Raw genomic sequence first — 14,945 nt, 5'->3', positions numbered from 1 at the left:
GCCGCGCCCACCAGATCACCCCTCTCCCGGGCAGGGAGATGCGGCGCCGGCCGCGGGGATCCCCCGCCGCCGGCGCCGCACCGCCGTCGTCAGTTGTTCTTGGTGCCGTCGAACAGCACGACCGAGCTGTCACCGAAGTACGGCCCGATGGCGATGGTCGGGTTGTCGCGGTCGTCCACCCGGCTGAAGACGCCGTTCAGGTAGCCAGTCCGGCCGTTGTAGTCCTTCAGCCAGCCGCCACCGCTCACGCCGGGGGTCATGTCGCAGGTGATCTTGTTCTCGTGGGCGCCGCTGCGCCACAGGGTGGAGTTGCCGGCGCACTGCATGAGGTGGCCGCCGTCGAAGTCCGGCCCCGCCGACGGGTAGCCGAAGGCGTTCATGAACTGGTGCCGGTCGATGTTGCCCGCCCAGCCCTGCCCGCCCAGCTTGTCGGCGATGTGGTCGCCGTCGCGGGTGCGCATGGTGGCGACGCCCAGGTCCTTGCGCCAGTCCTTGTCCTCGCTCCAGGACTCCAGGGTGTGCAGGTTCCAGGCGGTCCACCGGCCGTGCGGCGCCGGGTCGGCCAGGTCCTCGTCGTAGCCGGGGACGAACGTCCAGTTCGAGTGGTAGTCGGCGCCCGAGCCGCCGCCGTGCACGCAGTGCCCCGCGGTCCACACCGAGTCGCGGCCGTCGGTGTAGACGATGGTGCCCGAGCAGACGAAGTTGCCGCCGCTCGCCTTCGTGAAGAAGACCTTGCCGCTGGTGCGGGCGGTGAAGTGGTTGCTGCCCAGGTTCGGGTTGGTCGCCCGCGCCGCGACACCCCCGCGGGCCGGGCTGCCGCCGCCCGGCGCCGACAGCACCGGCGCGCCGGTGTCGGCCGCCAGCGGCGCCAGCGCCGCCCGGCTGCGGCTCGCTGCCGCGAACTCCGGCGCCGCCTCCGCGGGCTTCGCGGCGCGCATCCGGGCGGGCGTCCAGTACGCCTCGACCGCCGCCGCGTCACCGGCCCGCACCCCCGCGGCCCGCACCCCGGCGGTCCGCGCGGCCGCCGTCACCGGCGACGCGCCGCTGACGACCCGGTCCCCCGCCACGATCGGCGCCACGTCACCCGGCGCGGCTCCCGCCGTCCCGACCGGCAGCGCCAGCCCCGCCGCCACGACGGCGGCGGCGACGAGGCCCGCCCGCATCCTGTTGTCCATGATGTCCCCCCCAGCTCCGCGGACCGCGGTGCGATCCATCCGGCGCAGAGCCTCCGGCACGGGCGGCGGCGGCGAGGGCGACAGTGAACAGAGCTGAACGCCGCCGGCCGCCTCCTGGGCGGCCCGGTAGCGCAGCACCACGACGCCGCTGGGCAGCGGGGTGGCGTCGCGCAGCGCGTACCGGTGCGGGTGGAACGCGGCGGCCGCCAGCGGGACGCCGGCGGCCGCGACGACCGGGTTGAGCTTGACCACCAGGTCGTCCACCTCGGACAGCAGCTGGCCGGCGAGCCAGATGTCCCGGCCGGGTTGCCGCTCGAGTTTCCGGACGAACGCGGCGGCGTCCTCGGCGACGACCCGCACGGCCGGGTCCGGCACGGGCGGCAGGGTGCGGGAGACGACGATCTGCTCCAGGTGGGCGTACGGGCTGGTGATGCCCGCGTCGAGCGCGGGCGCGTAGGTGTGCCGGCCCATGAGCACGGTGTCGAGGACGCGGTTGGGCCGCGGCGCCGCGCGCACGTGGGTGGGCAGCGTCTCCGGGTAGTGCTCGGAGATGTAGTCGGTGATCGTCCTCCACCACGAGGAAGTCCCAGGCGAGCGGATCTTCGAGCACTTCGCCCCCACGAGGCGGTCGTGGCCGAGCTGGCCCGCCGCGAACCGGGCCGCGAGCTGTTCGTCGACCACCTGCGCCACATCGTCGAGCGCACCACGCGGCGGCCCGAGCTGACCCGGGCGCTCATCGAGCTGCGGCTGGAGGCGGCGCGCCGGTGCGCGGGGCCACCAGGCCCGACTCGTACGCGAACACCACCAGCTGGGCGCGGTCGCGGGCGTGCAGCTTCGTCATGGCCCGGTTGACGTGTGTCTTGGCCGTCAGCGGGCTGATCACCATGCGGGCGGCGATCTCGTCGTTGGACAGGCCGCGGGCGACCAGCGTGACGGCCTCCCGCTCGCGGTTGGTGAGGCCCCGCGCGGCCGCGCCGGCGTCCGGGCGGGGCGGTTCGGCGACGTACCGGGCGATCAGGGTGCGGGTGATCGACGGCGCGAGCAGCACGTCGCCGCGCGCCGCGACCCGCACGGCGTGCAGCAGGTCCACCGGCTCGATGTCCTTGACGAGGAAGCCGGCCGCGCCCGCGCGCAGCGCGTGGAAGACGTGCTCGTCGAGGCCGTAGTTGGTGAGGATGACGACGCGCACGCCGGCCAGCGCCGGGTCCGCGGCGATGCGCCGGGTCGCCTCGATGCCGTCCATGACGGGCATCCGGATGTCGATCAGGGCGACGTCCGGCAGGTGCCGGGCGGCCAGCGCCACGCCCTGCGCGCCGTCGGCCGCCTCGGCGACGACCTCGATGTCGTCCTCGACGTCGAGCAGGGCGCGGAAGCCGCTGCGGATCAGCGGCTGGTCGTCGGCGAGCAGGACGCGGATCACGACGGGCGGTCCACGGGCAGCTCGGCGCGCACGGTGAAGCCGCCGCCGTCGCGCGGCCCGGCGCGCAGCCGGCCGCCGAGCGCGGTGACGCGTTCGCGCATGCCGCGCAGCCCGACGCCGGGCGCCGGGTCGTCGCCCGGCGTCGCGGCGCCGTCGTCGTCGACGCGGATCGCGACGGCGCCGGGCCGGTAGTCGATGCGCACCGACGCGGTGGCCGCGGCGGCGTGCCGGGCGACGTTCGTCAGGGACTCCTGCACGATCCGGTACGCGGTCCGGTCGACGGCGGCGGGCACATCGGGCCGGTGCCCGCCGACCGTCAGGGTGGCGTCCAGGCCCGCCATCCGGGCCCGTTCGACCAGCTCCGGGACGTGGGCGAGGCCGTGCGGCGCGCCGGCGCCGTCGTCGCGCAGCGCCTCCAGGGTGGCCCGCAGCTCGCGGGTCGCCTCCCGGGCGGCCTCCTCGATCGCCAGCAGCGCCTCGGGCACGTGCTCGCCCCGCTTGCGCGCCAGGTGGACGGCGACGCCCGCCTGCACCTTGATGACGCTGATCTGGTGGGTGAGCGAGTCGTGCAGCTCCCGCGCGATGTGCAGCCGCTCCTCGTCGGCGCGGCGCAGGGCCGCCTCCTCGCGGGTGCGCTCGGCCTCGTCCGCCCGCCGCTCCGCCTGCCGCAACGCCTCGCCCGCCGCGCCGGCGGCCACGAGCCACGCCAGCTCCAGCGCGCCGCGCCCCCGGGCGAGCGCGTCGCCGACGCCCATGCCCAGCGTGAGGGCCGCGAGCGGCAGGGCGGCCAGCATCAGCACGGCCGCCGCGACCGTGACCGCGCGGTGGCCCGCCCGGACGGCGGCGTACACGGCGAACAGGAACGCGACGGCGGGCACGTCGAACCCGGCGGCCTGGTAGCCCACCGCGCACACCCCGGTCACCGCCAGCACGGGTACGGGGGCGCGCCGGCGCGCCACCAGCGCCAGGCCGCTGACCAGCAGTAACGCGTACCCGAGCACCCCGACGTGGCCCCCGGACCACCCGGCGGCGAGCAGCGCCACCGCGACGCCGGCGGCGATCGCCGCGTCCGTGCGCCCGGGCCGCCACATACTTCTCATCCTATGAAGATCGCGCCCCCGGCGACTCCCCCGCGCAGCCGACCGGCCACTACCGCGGGCGCGGTAGTGACGCGCGGTGCTGCGACGTCCGCGGCAGCCCGGAATGCCTCCGGCGGGCGGACGACCAGCAGCGGCGGGGACGCCATCCTGCTGACCATGACCTCATCGCAGCTGCTCGCCGCACCCCTGACCATGAGCGCCGGACGGCTCGGCGCCACCGTCGCCGCCCTGCTCGCCCTGGCCGGCGTCGTCGCCGGGGCCCTCGCGCTGGCCCGCCCGACCGGCCGCCTCGGCCCCCGCACCGGGCGGCTCGGCGCCACCCTCGCGCTGGGCGCGGGCCTGGTGGCGGTGGCCCTCGGCGGCGTCGTCGTGGCCACCTCCGACAGCGGGATCGGCACCGGCAACGGCCGCGGCGGCGCGTACGTCGCCCTGGTGGTCGGGGTGGTTGCCCTGGCCCTGGGCGCGCTGACCCTCGCCCGCGCCCGCCGCACCGGCTGACCCGGGGCTACCGGGTCTCGCCGCCCGGGAGCCACGCCCCCGCCGGCCGCGCCCTCCAGCCCTCGGCGCCCGCGAGCTCGGCCGCCGCCGCGCGCAGCGTGGCCAGCGCGGGGTGCGTCGCGTCGCGGCGGTGGACCAGCGCCCACGCGTGGCACGCAACCGGCTCGACCAGCGGCCGCAGGACCGCGCCCGGGACGGCGGGGCGCTCGCTCATGGTGAGGATCGGCAGGCCGTGCGACCGCAGGTGCCGCGCGGTCCCGGCCGCGCCGACGACGTGCGGGTGCGGGCGCGAACGCGCCAACGCCCTGTTCACCTCCGCCGAACACGCCGGCTACCTGCTGGGCGCCCCCGCCGCCGGGCTGCTCATCGCCGCCGCCGGCGTCGGCGGGGCACTCGCGGTGACGGTCGCCGCGTTCGCGTTCGCCGCCGTCGTCGCCGCGGTCCGGGTCCGCGTCCCGCACGCCCACACCCCCTCGGGTACGGCCGAACGCGCCCGGCTGCGCGAGGTGGTGGCGTTCATCCGCGACGACCCGGCCCTGCGCGCGCTGCTGGTCTTCCCGACGGCGGCCGTGCTGCTGGTGGGCCCGCTCGTGCCGATCGTGCTGCCCGTCCTGGCCCGGCAGGCGTTCGGCGACCCGGTCGTGCTGGGCGTCATGGTCGCCGCGTACGGCGCCGGCGGCCTGCTCGGCGCGGCCGGCGCGCGGGTCGGGCGCCGCCGGCTGTTCACCGCCGTCTTCCTCGTCCTGCCGTGCGCGTACGACACACTCACGCTCGCCCCCGGCCTGCCGGTGACGCTCGCCGTGCTGCTGACGACCGGCGCCGCCGCGGGCTCGCTGGTGCCGCTGATGGCGACGGTCCGCCAGGAACGGGCCCCCGCCCGTCTGCTGCCCCGCGTCGTCGGGCTGAGCACGGCGAGCACCCCCCGGTCGCCGCACCGGTCGGCGGCCTGCGCCACACCATGCTGCTCCTGACGGCGGGCACCGCCCTGATCGGCGCCGCGGCCGTCGCCGGCCGGGGGTCCGCCGGCTCGACGCCGGCCGCCGACGGCGCCGGGCGGGGCCCGCACGGGTGATAACCTGCGGCGATGTCGCAGCTGGTGGAGAAGATCGTCGCGGACCTGCGCGCGAACGGTGTCCCGCTCGACGACGCCGGCGACGGCTGGTTCGCCCTGCGCGGCGACACCGGCGCCCCGGCGGCCTTCGTCCACCTGACCGACGACGCCGTCGCCCGCTACCGCGACAGCATGTCCGACGAGGACGTCGACGGCGCGTTCGGACCGGGCGTCACCGCCGACGAGGCCCGCCACCGCCTCACCCTGATCCACCTCGAGGAGACCCTCGAGAGCGGCACCGGCGGCGTCCGCTACGTCATCCCGGACGGCGGCGACCTGCGCGTCTTCGGCGACGCGGCGTCGCTGCCCACGCTGCCCCCGGGCGACTACGAATGGCACTCCACACCGCGCTGACGGCCGGCCCGGCACCCCGGACCGGCCGCCGTCACGGCGTCAGCTGCCGTCGGCCTTGCAGCCGGTGTTCGGGATGTACGCGGTGATGATGTTCTTCGACACCGCCGCGATGGCCACCTTCGGCTTCTTCGTCGCGGCGACCCGCCCGGTCCGCTTGTCGATCAGGTAGATCTCGCGGGAGAAGCAGTACGTGTCGTTGCTGCGCCGGTAACTCACCACGTCCGGGTCGGACAGCACCACGGCGATGGCGAAGTCGGCGAGGTCCCGCCAGTTCTTGCCCTCGATCTTGGCGTTCTTCTCCCACTCGCCGCGGTGCTTGAGCAGGTGACGGTAACCCCACTTCTCCGAGCCGCACTTCAGGTTCGACGTGCCGGCACCCACGTACCCCGGCGCACCGGCGGTGGTGTGCATCGCCTTGCGGCTGAACGCGCGCACCAGCTTGTGGTTGTCGGTGAACACCCCGCACGCCGCCCACACCTGCGCCGCCCGGACGTCCCCGCCGACGGACCGCGCCCCCGCGGCGCCGCCCGGCAGCTCGGTCGTCCAGACGAACTCCCCGTCCGCCACACTGGGCAGATCATCGGTGGAACTGTCCGGTCCGATCGGCTCGGCCGGCACGTTCTCCCACACCGGCGCCGACGTGTCCGGCAACGCATCCGGCGAGACCCCGACCACGGCGTTCGGGTCGGGAACCTCGACGGCGAAGGCAGGCGACGGGGCGAACGCCACAATGGACGCGGCCGCGATCGCCAGTGCTGCGAATCTGCGCATGAACAAGCCCTTCCAAGAGGGAATGGGGAATCTCGTCAAGGCATGACCGCACGGCCGTGAGACGTCCACGACCCATCCGCGACGTCCGGCCATCCCGCACCGCTGATCCCCCGTTGATCGGTGCGGGCCGCACGCTACCGCGAAGGGCGCTCGCGTTTCGACCCCGTCGCGGGGCACCGGCGCGGCGCTCCGACGGGTACGCTGCGGCATCGATGGGGCCCGATCGGACGTCACCCGCCGCGCCCCTCGACCGAACGACACCACGGGGAAAACGGAGCTGCACGTGCTCGCACCACGCCATCGCCGCCGCCTGAGGTCCGCGGCAGGCATCCCGATGATCGGCGCCACGGTCCTCGCGCTGATCGCGACCGGCCTGCCCGCCCACGCCACGACATCGGGCGCCGGCATGCCGACCACCCGGTTCCTCTACCGGACGCACGGCATCAACCCGGTCTGGACCGCCTACTTCGACACGGGCAACATCCGCTGGAACCAGCGCGTCGGCAGCACCATCGGCCGGACCACCTCGTCCCTCAACGACGGCACCGCCGGCTCCTACGCCGGCAGCTGGTACGGCGAGTACATCGCCCGCGGCGTGCAGCCGCGCGACCGCAACTTCACGATCCGGCTGAACTCCCGCGAGCTCGTCGCCGACTTCGGCAACAACTCCACGACCCTTACCCGCCAGTCGCAGGTGACCGCCACCCACGAACTCGGCCACGCCCTCAACATGGCCGACAACCCGAACACCACATCCCGGTCGATCATGAAGTACGCCGACATCGACGACCTGCGCGTCGAGGTCCCCCAGCCGTACGACATCAGCGAAGTGGCGAGGATCTACTGATGCCGAAGCGCCCCGCCCCAGCCGTTGCCGGGTTGGCCACGACCCTCGCCCTGCTGGCCGGCTGCTCCCCCACCCCGGCCCCCGAGACGGAAACCGTCCTCACCCACGCCCTGTACCCGTCGTACCGCGACTCCACCGAACTGCTCACCGATGCGGACCTCGTCATCCGCGGCGTCCCGACCGCCGCCCGCGTCGAGCAGCTGTTCATGGACCCACCCGAGGGCACCGACCCGCTGACCAACCCGCAGGCCGGCCTCCCCCCGGAGGAGGTGGAACGCATCCGCCAGGACTCCGCGACGGTCGTCACCGTCACCACGGTGCGCGTCACCGAGGTGGTCAAGGGGACGGCGACGGTCGGCGGCACGGTGGACGTGAGCCAGCTGGGCGGGACGTTCAAGGGCGTCCGCTACCGGGAGGGCTCGACGACGATGCTGTCCCAGGGCGGGGCCGAGTACGTCATGTTCCTGGCGGCGCATGGGGCGGGCCGGCCTTACGACCTGCTCAATCCGCAGCAGGGGCTGTACACGGTTGGTACCGGGGGCGCACTGAACCGGGCCGACGGCGGGGCCGACTCACTGGGGGTGGAGTCCGTGCGCGGGTTGCAGCGACAGGCTTCGGCGCTCGACTGAAGGGGCGGTGGCGCGAGCCATTCCCTCCGCCTTCCGGCCACGTGCTGAGATCACCTGATGACGGCATCCTGGCCCACCGCATCGCTCACCGCACTGCGCCGCGGGCAACTGCTGGTCGCGGAGGTGCCGGCCTCAACCCCAGGCCATCGCGCCTGGATCGCCGTCTATCCACGCGTCGGAGCGTCCGGCACGGGCTTCAACCTGGTACACCGCGAGTTCGACCGCACCTACTCGACAACGACTGGTGCATCGGTCCCGCCGACGGGATGATCGAGGTCCGGACGGCTCACGCCGCAGACGAGAATGAGCTGACGCGGCGCCTCACCGCCTGGAACGTCAGCCTCGAAAGCATGACCTACGCCCACAGGTCCGACTACCCGGTCTAGCGGCCGCCCGCAACAGCAGCTGTCGGCAACAGACATGGCCGTCGACTACAGCCGGTGGGCACTCGGTGAGACCCATTCAGTGCGACAAGTGCATGCACGGCGCCACAGCTGAGGGGTCGGGTGGTCCAGGCGCAGTCACGGTTCTCCGTAGAACGTAGGTGGCTGATCCGGATGAAACTCGACCCCGGTGACGTCGGCATGGTGCCGAAGGGTGACAGGAACCGGATGACGGTCCCGTCGGGGTCCGGGACGTCCAGCTGGACCCCGCCGCCCGGCCCCCGGTCGATGAGCGGCCCATGGTCGACTCCGAGTTCGTCGAACCTTCTCGCCAGCGCTTCCAGGCCCGCCGGCGATGTCACGCCGAAGCTGAAGAGGTCGAAGCCGGGGAAGCTCGGCTCGCCGGCCACGACCGCCCGGTCGCGAAGCCCGACGAGAAAGGACCGGGCGTCATCGCGCAGGACCGCGCCGCGAATGACACCGTCTTCCACGAATTCCAAGCTCAGGTGCAGACCGAATACCCGGGCGTACCACCTCGACAAGCTGAGCACGGCGAAAAGAAGAGGTGATGATGGTGCCCCCGGCAGGAATCGAACCTGCGACACGCGCTTTAGGAATCCTCGGCGTCGCCCTGTTACCGGTGGCCATGACCTGCGTTGACCTGCGCATTTGGCTGTCACTGTTGATCCGCCGGGTCCCCCGATTGACCGTCATTCGCCGCTTCATCGGGCACGTAACGGGCTCTACTGCGGCATCCGCACTGCCCCCGTCCCCCGATAGGTGCCAGAAGCGCGGTGGCTGCTCGGTGTCAAGGGTGGCCGCAGGCGATCGCGAAGCGACGCGTCAGCGCCCTTGATGCCGGGCAGTCTCCGTGGAGGATCGAGCACCGGGGGACGGCCCGCGCGCTCGACCAGTTTGGGTCTGAGCAGCCCGCCCGGCCCGACAGACGTCGCCGGTGCGATCCCACGTCCGGCGCCGATGCGTCGCACCGCGGGGCACAGACGTCGCTACTCCAACCGGAGCTGTCCGGGCACCTCGTCTTCGAAGATCTCGATGAGCCAGTCGAAGACCGTGGGTCCGCGGCCGGCGCGTGCCTCGTCGCTGGCGGACGGTCTCGGGGTATCCCAGCGCGGTGCGGCTGTGCTCGTGTGCTCGCCACACGACGGTGAAGTCGCCGTCTTCCGGGGTGCCGAACCCGCCACGGAGGCAGTCGGCGAATGCGTCGAGGTTCCGACCGAAGTAGCCGCCGCAGCCTATGGCGGCGCCCATGACCGACCAGAAGTCCTCCAGATTGCCGATGCGGTCACCGTCGATCACGTACACCTCGGTCACGGCCAGGAGCGTACGCACCGGAGACGCCGGGGCGAGCGATTCCGCCTCCGGTCACAGAGGCGTGGCTCGGGCGCTGCCGTCACGGCCGCGGCGGCAGTGCCGTATACCGCTGCCGGCGTTTGCTCCGGTCGTAACGCCGGATGGAAGCCGGGCCATGCGTCCGCCGCACGTGGGTGGATACAGGGCTTCGGCGTGTCCGCCGGTCTCGCGGTGGCCGGCGAAGTGGCTCGCGCGGCGGCCGGAGGCCGCCCTTGAAGACGTATGGAAACTTCTCACCGATCCCCTCGCCGTAGTTATGTCCCGTGACGGGACAGCAGGCTTCGGACACAGGCTTCGGCGTCAGGCTGTTCAAACTCTCTGTACGTCTTCAAGGCGGCCCGAGACGGGCCGCTCACGCCGCCGGCTGGGCGCGTGACAGGCTGCTCTTCGCTGTCGCGCTGAGAGGCAACGTCAGGCAGGGTCGCTAACGCGCGTGCTCGTGATGACCTCGAGCGGGCTGTCGAGCAGAGGAAGCAGCTGTTCGACGACGCGTGGGACGTTGGGGTGGGCGGCGTGCGCTTCGACCGCGGCGGCCGAGATCCAGCCGTCGACGATGCGGAAGGTGTCGGGCTGGCCTTGCTGCTGGTAGAGGTCGTAATACAGGCAGCCTGGCTCGGCCCGGGCGGGGTCGACGAGGTCCAGCAGCAACTGGTGGACCTTGTCGCGGTGCTCGGTCTTAGCGCGGACGACGCAGATGATGTGGCGTTCTTCTATCTTTGCCATGGCGGTCAGTTTTTGCCGGCGTAGACGCGGGTCATGCCGCCGTCGACGACCAGATCGATGCCGGTGATGTAGCGGGCGGAGTCGGAGGCGAGGAAGACGAGGGCGTCGCCGATGTCCTGTGCTGTGCCGACGCGTCCGGCGGGGATTTCCTCGGCGACGCGTTCGGCGTAGGCGCTGATCTGGTCGTCGGTCATCTTCTGCACGTGTCCGTAGCCTTCGGTGGGTACGACGCCGGGGCTGATCGAGTTGACCCGGATACGGCGGTGTTTGAGGTCGGTGGTCCAGCTGCGGGCCAGGGAACGGACGGCGGCTTTGGTGGCGGCGTAGACGGCGAAGCCGGGCAGGCCCATGTCGGCGGTGATCGACGCGTTGAGGGTGATGGACGCGCCGTCGCGCAGCACACCGAGGAGGCTCTGCACGGTCAGCACGACGCCTTTGACGTTGATGCTCAGCTCGCTGTCGATCTGCTGCTCGGTCAGTTCTTCGAGCGGGGTGGCGTGGCCGCCGCCGGCGTTGGCGAACAGGATGTCGAGGTGGCCGTGGGCGGCTTTGATGGTGTCGGCGACCCGCAGCATGTCGGATTTGCTGGTGGCGTCGGCCTGGATTCCGGTCGCCGACGGGCCGAGCTTGGCGGCGGCTTCGTCGAGGACGTCCTTGCGGCGGCCGGTGATGTAGACGGTGGCGCCTTCGTCGATGAGGCGTTGGGCGGCACCGAAGCCGAGCCCGGTGGTGCCGCCGGTGACCAGGGCGATACGACCGTCGAGGATGGGTGTGTTCATGGCGTGTTGTCTCCTGAGTGTGGGTGTTCCCGGCCGGCGGAGCGCCAAGGGAGGCGCTCCGCCCGGGCCTTGGGTCAGCGGTTGATGGTCTTGGCCTGCTGCGCGGTGTAGCGCTCGCCCTGGATCTGCACCTTGGTGACGGCTGCCTCGATACGGCTGAGGTCGTCGGCGGTCAGCTCGACGGCGTCGGCGCCGATGTTCTCCTCGAGGCGGTGCAGCTTGGTGGTGCCGGGGATCGGTGTGATCCACGGCTTCTGGGCGAGCAGCCAGGCGATGGCGGTCTGCGCGCGGGTGGCGTGCTTGGCGTCGGCGATCTCGCCCAGCAGCGCGATGAGTTCGAGGTTCGCCTGACGCGCGTCCGCCTCGAAGCGGGGCAGGGAGTTGCGGATGTCGTTGCCCTCGAAGGTGGTGTCCTGGCTGATCGCGCCGGTCAGGAAGCCCTTGCCGAGCGGGCTGAACGCCACGAACCCGATGCCGAGCTCCTCCAGGGTCGGCAGGATGACCTGCTCCGGCTCGCGCCACCACAGCGAGTACTCGCTCTGCAGGGCCGCGACGGGCTGCACGGCGTGGGCACGGCGGATGATGTCCACGCCGGCCTCGGACAGGCCGAAGTGCTTGACCTTGCCTTCGGCGATGAGGTCGCGGACGGTCCCGGCGACGTCCTCGATCGGCACGTCGGGGTCGACGCGGTGCTGGTAGAACAGGTCGATCCGGTCGGTCTGCAGGCGCTTGAGGGACTGCTCGGCGACCAGCCGGATCCGTTCCGGGCGGCTGTCCAGTCCGGCTGCGGCGTTGCCGCCCTTGAAGCCGAACTTGGTGGCGATGACGACCTGGTCCCGGACCGGGGCGAGGGCCTCTCCCAGCATCTGCTCGTTGACCGCGCCGTAGGCCTCGGCGGTGTCGAACAGGGTCACTCCCCGATCGGCGGCGGCGCGGATCAGCGCGACCGCGTCGGCGGTGTCGGTGGCCTTGCCGTAGCCGAAGGTCAAGCCCATGCAGCCGAGCCCGATGGCCGATACTTCAGGACCATTGTTGCCCAAGCGACGCTTCTTCACGTGCTGCTCCTTTGCGTTAGCATGCGGAAATCCCGGCCGCCGAAGAATGGCGCCGACAATCGATTTGGTGCGGCATACGTTCGGGAACCCTGCCCCTGGCTGGGCCTCGGGTTACCGGGCCGCGGCGCTTCCGATAACCAACGTACAAGCACGCCGGCCCGGCTGAGAGCTTCTGCTTTTAACCCCCAATCGAGGTTCACCGGCGGTGGGGGGTAAAAACGTAGACTCTCAGTTCCGGGCCGCCGGGCGTAGCGTGGTCGGCATGACAAACAGGCCGGAGGTGCGCGACTTCCTCATGTCGCGGCGCAACAGGGTGACACCCGAACAGGCCGGGCTGGCTGCCTTCGGGGACCGCCGCGTGACCGGGCTGCGCAGAGCCGAGGTGGCCGCCCTGGCCGGGGTGAGCGTCGAGTACTACACCCGCGTGGAACGGGGCAACCTCAAAGGGGTGTCGGACGCCGTGCTGGACGCCATCGCCGGGGCGCTGAGCCTGGATGAAACCGAACGTCTCCACTTGTACGATCTGGCCCGGGCCGCGAACACCTCGCCGGTCCGGGCGCGGCGCGGCCCCGCCAAGCCGGTGATCCCGGCCGCCGTGCAGCGCGTCATCGACGGGATGCCAGCTTTACCGGCGTTCGTGCAGAACAACCGCTTCGACGTGCTGTACGCGAACCCGCTCGGCCGGGCCCTGTTCGCGGAGATGTTCGACGACCCGGCATGCCGGGGCAACACGGTACGGTTCGTGTTCTTCAGCCCCGCCGCCCGCCGGTTCTACCTTGAATGGGAGCGAGTCGCCCGCACCGCCGTCGGGGCCCTGCGCGTCGAAGCGGGCCGCAACCCCTATGACGTCGACCTGTCGAACCTCATCGGTGAACTCTCCACCCGCAGCGACGCCTTCCGGATCATGTGGGGCGCCAACGACGTCGGCGCGTTCAAGGACGGCGTCAAAGGCATCCACCACCCGGTGGTCGGCGACCTGCGCCTCGAACATTCGGCGATGACCCTTCCCGGCGAGACCGGCCTATCGGTGACCGTATACAGCGCGCCCCCCGGCAGCGCGACCGAAGAAGGCCTGAAACTGCTGTCGAGTTGGGAAGTCTCCGCGACCGCCCCGGATACCGACAGGGCCGATCACGCATAGCAGGCCTGTTTCCCGTTTCCTTTACCTACACTTTTACCTTCATCGAAGGTGAACTGCCTCGCGCCGGCTCAGCCGGTGTCGCGATATCCATTTGTTTATTGAGAGTTGATTCCGGCTGCTTTCAGCCGGATCGACTCTCATGCCCATCGACGAAAGCAGCATGATGACTGATAGCAGCGACAAGACGTTCATGGAGAACTTGTTCGGCGAGTTCGCGCCCAAGTTCGTCTCGCTCACCGACAACGTGATCTACGGCGACCTCTGGACCCGCCCCGAGCTGAGCCCCCGCGACCGCAGCCTCATCACCATCGCCGGGTTCATCGCCGGCGGCAACAGCGCCGACCTGGAGGGCTACCTGGCCTTCGCCAAGGTCAACGGGGTGACCGACACCGAGATCAAGGAAGTCATCACCCACATGGCGTTCTACGCCGGCTGGCCCAAGGCCGTGACCGCGATGAACGTCGCCAAGCGCGTCCTCGACCGGTAACCAGCACAAGGAGTTCCGTCATGACGGACCCCAAGGTATGGATCGTCACCGGCGCCGGCCGCGGCATGGGTGCCGAGATCACCAAAGCCGCTCTCGCCGCCGGTCACCGGGTCGTGGCCACCGGCCGTGACCCTCAGCGCGTCGCCGCCGTACTCGGCGAGTCCGACGATCTGCTGGTCGTCAAGCTCGACGTTACCCAGCGCGCGGACGCCGGAGCCGCCGCCCAGGCGGCCCTCGACCGATTCGGCCGTATCGACGTCCTGGTCAACAACGCCGCGAACTTCTACGCCGGGTTCTTCGAGGAGACCAGCGACAAGCAGGTCCGCGCGCAGCTCGAGACCAACCTGTTCGGGCCGATGAACGTCACCCGCGCCGTCCTGCCGATCATGCGCGCGCAGCGCGGCGGCCACGTCATCACCATCACCTCGCTGGCCGGGCAGATCGGCCTGGAGTTCGTCGCCGCCTACGCCACCAGCAAGTTCGGCCTCGAAGGGTGGATGGAGTCGCTGCGTTTCGACGTGGCGCCGTACGGCATCCGCACCACCATCGTGGAGCCCGGCTTCTTCCGCACCGAACTACTCGTCGAGGACGCCTCGACCATCTGGGCGGAGCTGTCCATCGACGACTACGCGCCGCGCACCGCCGCCGCGATCCCGGGCTGGCGCACCATGAACGGCCAGCAGGCCGGCGACCCCGCCAAACTCGGCACCGCGCTCGTCACCATCGCCGACCTCGACGAGCCGCCGCTGCGCTGGGTGGCATGCGCCGACGCAGTGGAAGCCATCGAACAGAAGGCCCGCGACCTGCTCGCCCAGATCGACGCCCACCGCCAGCTCTCGTCGTCACTCGCGCACGACGACGCCGCCCCGAACTCTCCCCGCGCGACCGCAGCCTGATCACCATCGCGGGCCTCATCGCCGGCGGCAACAGCGAGCAACTCGGCTGGCACCTGCCCTACGGCAAGGCCAACGGGCTCACCGACACCGAACTCACCGAAGTCATCACCCACATGGCGTTTAACGCCGGCTGGCCCAAAGCCGTCTCCGCGATGAACGTCGCCAAACGGGTCCTCGACCAATAACCACACCCGACCACCAACCC

At 71.7% G+C, this 14,945-nt stretch carries 19 protein-coding genes; 10 read left to right on the top strand and 9 right to left on the bottom strand.

The window, feature by feature from the left end; all coding sequences use genetic code 11:
- Positions 1–89: 89 nt before the first annotated feature.
- The 3 genes from Sya03_RS31880 to Sya03_RS16710 are packed head-to-tail and all read right to left on the bottom strand — an operon-like array spanning position 90 to position 3,695.
- On the bottom strand, positions 90–1,856 hold the full coding sequence (locus Sya03_RS31880) for a dihydrofolate reductase family protein (protein ID WP_203939223.1): 1,767 nt from the start codon (positions 1,854–1,856) through the stop codon (positions 90–92).
- A 52-nt stretch (positions 1,857–1,908) separates the two neighbouring features.
- A complete protein-coding gene (locus tag Sya03_RS16715; protein WP_203939222.1) occupies positions 1,909–2,595 on the bottom strand; it encodes a response regulator in 687 nt (228 codons plus the stop codon).
- Positions 2,592–3,695 (bottom strand): sensor histidine kinase, encoded by a 1,104-nt coding sequence (locus Sya03_RS16710; protein WP_239107590.1) that lies wholly within the window; start codon positions 3,693–3,695, stop codon positions 2,592–2,594. The genes Sya03_RS16715 and Sya03_RS16710 overlap by 4 nt, the downstream gene beginning before the upstream one ends.
- 156 nt (positions 3,696–3,851) lie before the next feature.
- Here Sya03_RS16710 and Sya03_RS16705 point away from each other — a divergent pair, with 156 nt between their 5' ends.
- Positions 3,852–4,193 (top strand): DUF6223 family protein, encoded by a 342-nt coding sequence (locus tag Sya03_RS16705; RefSeq protein ID WP_203939221.1) that lies wholly within the window; start codon positions 3,852–3,854, stop codon positions 4,191–4,193.
- Positions 4,194–4,200: 7 nt separating this feature from the next.
- Here the strand turns inward: Sya03_RS16705 and Sya03_RS16700 are convergent, their stop codons facing one another.
- Positions 4,201–4,407: a hypothetical protein gene (locus Sya03_RS16700; RefSeq protein ID WP_203939220.1), complete on the bottom strand. Its 207-nt coding sequence runs from the start codon at positions 4,405–4,407 to the stop codon at positions 4,201–4,203.
- Here Sya03_RS16700 and Sya03_RS16695 point away from each other — a divergent pair.
- Positions 4,406–5,164 (top strand): MFS transporter, encoded by a 759-nt coding sequence (locus Sya03_RS16695; protein ID WP_203939219.1) that lies wholly within the window; start codon positions 4,406–4,408, stop codon positions 5,162–5,164. The two genes, Sya03_RS16700 and Sya03_RS16695, sit on opposite strands and share 2 nt — an antisense overlap.
- A gap of 113 nt (positions 5,165–5,277) precedes the next feature.
- Positions 5,278–5,658: a hypothetical protein gene (locus Sya03_RS16690; protein WP_203939218.1), complete on the top strand. Its 381-nt coding sequence runs from the start codon at positions 5,278–5,280 to the stop codon at positions 5,656–5,658.
- Positions 5,659–5,697: 39 nt separating this feature from the next.
- Here Sya03_RS16690 and Sya03_RS16685 read toward each other — a convergent pair whose 3' ends face one another.
- Positions 5,698–6,429: a hypothetical protein gene (locus Sya03_RS16685; protein ID WP_203939217.1), complete on the bottom strand. Its 732-nt coding sequence runs from the start codon at positions 6,427–6,429 to the stop codon at positions 5,698–5,700.
- A gap of 334 nt (positions 6,430–6,763) precedes the next feature.
- Here Sya03_RS16685 and Sya03_RS16680 point away from each other — a divergent pair, with 334 nt between their 5' ends.
- The 3 genes from Sya03_RS16680 (at position 6,764) to Sya03_RS16670 (ending at position 8,857) form a co-directional block, all read left to right on the top strand.
- Entirely contained in the window at positions 6,764–7,276 is a 513-nt protein-coding gene (locus tag Sya03_RS16680; protein WP_203939216.1) for a zinc metalloprotease, read from the top strand.
- On the top strand, positions 7,276–7,905 hold the full coding sequence (locus Sya03_RS16675) for a hypothetical protein (protein ID WP_203939215.1): 630 nt from the start codon (positions 7,276–7,278) through the stop codon (positions 7,903–7,905). The genes Sya03_RS16680 and Sya03_RS16675 overlap by 1 nt, the downstream gene beginning before the upstream one ends.
- A 682-nt stretch (positions 7,906–8,587) precedes the next feature.
- The gene (locus Sya03_RS16670; protein ID WP_203939214.1) at positions 8,588–8,857 is read left to right on the top strand and encodes a hypothetical protein; all 270 of its coding nucleotides are present in this window, start codon (positions 8,588–8,590) and stop codon (positions 8,855–8,857) included.
- A gap of 274 nt (positions 8,858–9,131) precedes the next feature.
- On the opposite strand, the gene Sya03_RS31875 is transcribed toward Sya03_RS16670, so the two are convergent.
- The 4 genes from Sya03_RS31875 to Sya03_RS16650 form a co-directional block, all read right to left on the bottom strand.
- A complete protein-coding gene (locus Sya03_RS31875; protein WP_370872141.1) occupies positions 9,132–9,557 on the bottom strand; it encodes a barstar family protein in 426 nt (141 codons plus the stop codon).
- A 513-nt stretch (positions 9,558–10,070) separates the two neighbouring features.
- Entirely contained in the window at positions 10,071–10,382 is a 312-nt protein-coding gene (locus tag Sya03_RS16660; RefSeq protein WP_203939213.1) for a putative quinol monooxygenase, read from the bottom strand.
- Positions 10,383–10,387: 5 nt separating this feature from the next.
- On the bottom strand, positions 10,388–11,209 hold the full coding sequence (locus Sya03_RS16655) for an SDR family oxidoreductase (RefSeq protein ID WP_203939212.1): 822 nt from the start codon (positions 11,207–11,209) through the stop codon (positions 10,388–10,390).
- A 26-nt stretch (positions 11,210–11,235) separates the two neighbouring features.
- The gene (locus Sya03_RS16650; protein WP_203939211.1) at positions 11,236–12,216 is read right to left on the bottom strand and encodes an aldo/keto reductase; all 981 of its coding nucleotides are present in this window, start codon (positions 12,214–12,216) and stop codon (positions 11,236–11,238) included.
- A 262-nt stretch (positions 12,217–12,478) separates the two neighbouring features.
- On the opposite strand from Sya03_RS16650, the gene Sya03_RS16645 reads away from it, so the two are divergent.
- From Sya03_RS16645 to Sya03_RS31870, 4 genes are all read left to right on the top strand, one after another.
- On the top strand, positions 12,479–13,357 hold the full coding sequence (locus Sya03_RS16645; RefSeq protein ID WP_203939210.1) for a helix-turn-helix domain-containing protein: 879 nt from the start codon (positions 12,479–12,481) through the stop codon (positions 13,355–13,357).
- Positions 13,358–13,496: 139 nt separating this feature from the next.
- Positions 13,497–13,844 (top strand): carboxymuconolactone decarboxylase family protein, encoded by a 348-nt coding sequence (locus Sya03_RS16640; protein WP_239107588.1) that lies wholly within the window; start codon positions 13,497–13,499, stop codon positions 13,842–13,844.
- Positions 13,845–13,864: 20 nt separating this feature from the next.
- Positions 13,865–14,740, top strand: coding sequence for an SDR family NAD(P)-dependent oxidoreductase (locus Sya03_RS16635; protein WP_203939209.1), 876 nt, complete (start codon positions 13,865–13,867; stop codon positions 14,738–14,740).
- Entirely contained in the window at positions 14,737–14,925 is a 189-nt protein-coding gene (locus Sya03_RS31870; RefSeq protein ID WP_370872140.1) for a carboxymuconolactone decarboxylase family protein, read from the top strand. The genes Sya03_RS16635 and Sya03_RS31870 overlap by 4 nt, the downstream gene beginning before the upstream one ends.
- Positions 14,926–14,945 lie beyond the last annotated feature (20 nt).

The sequence above is a fragment of the Spirilliplanes yamanashiensis genome (assembly GCF_016863475.1).
Taxonomy (GTDB): Bacteria; Actinomycetota; Actinomycetes; order Mycobacteriales; family Micromonosporaceae; genus Spirilliplanes; species Spirilliplanes yamanashiensis.
This window is presented reverse-complemented; position numbering and strand designations above follow the sequence as displayed.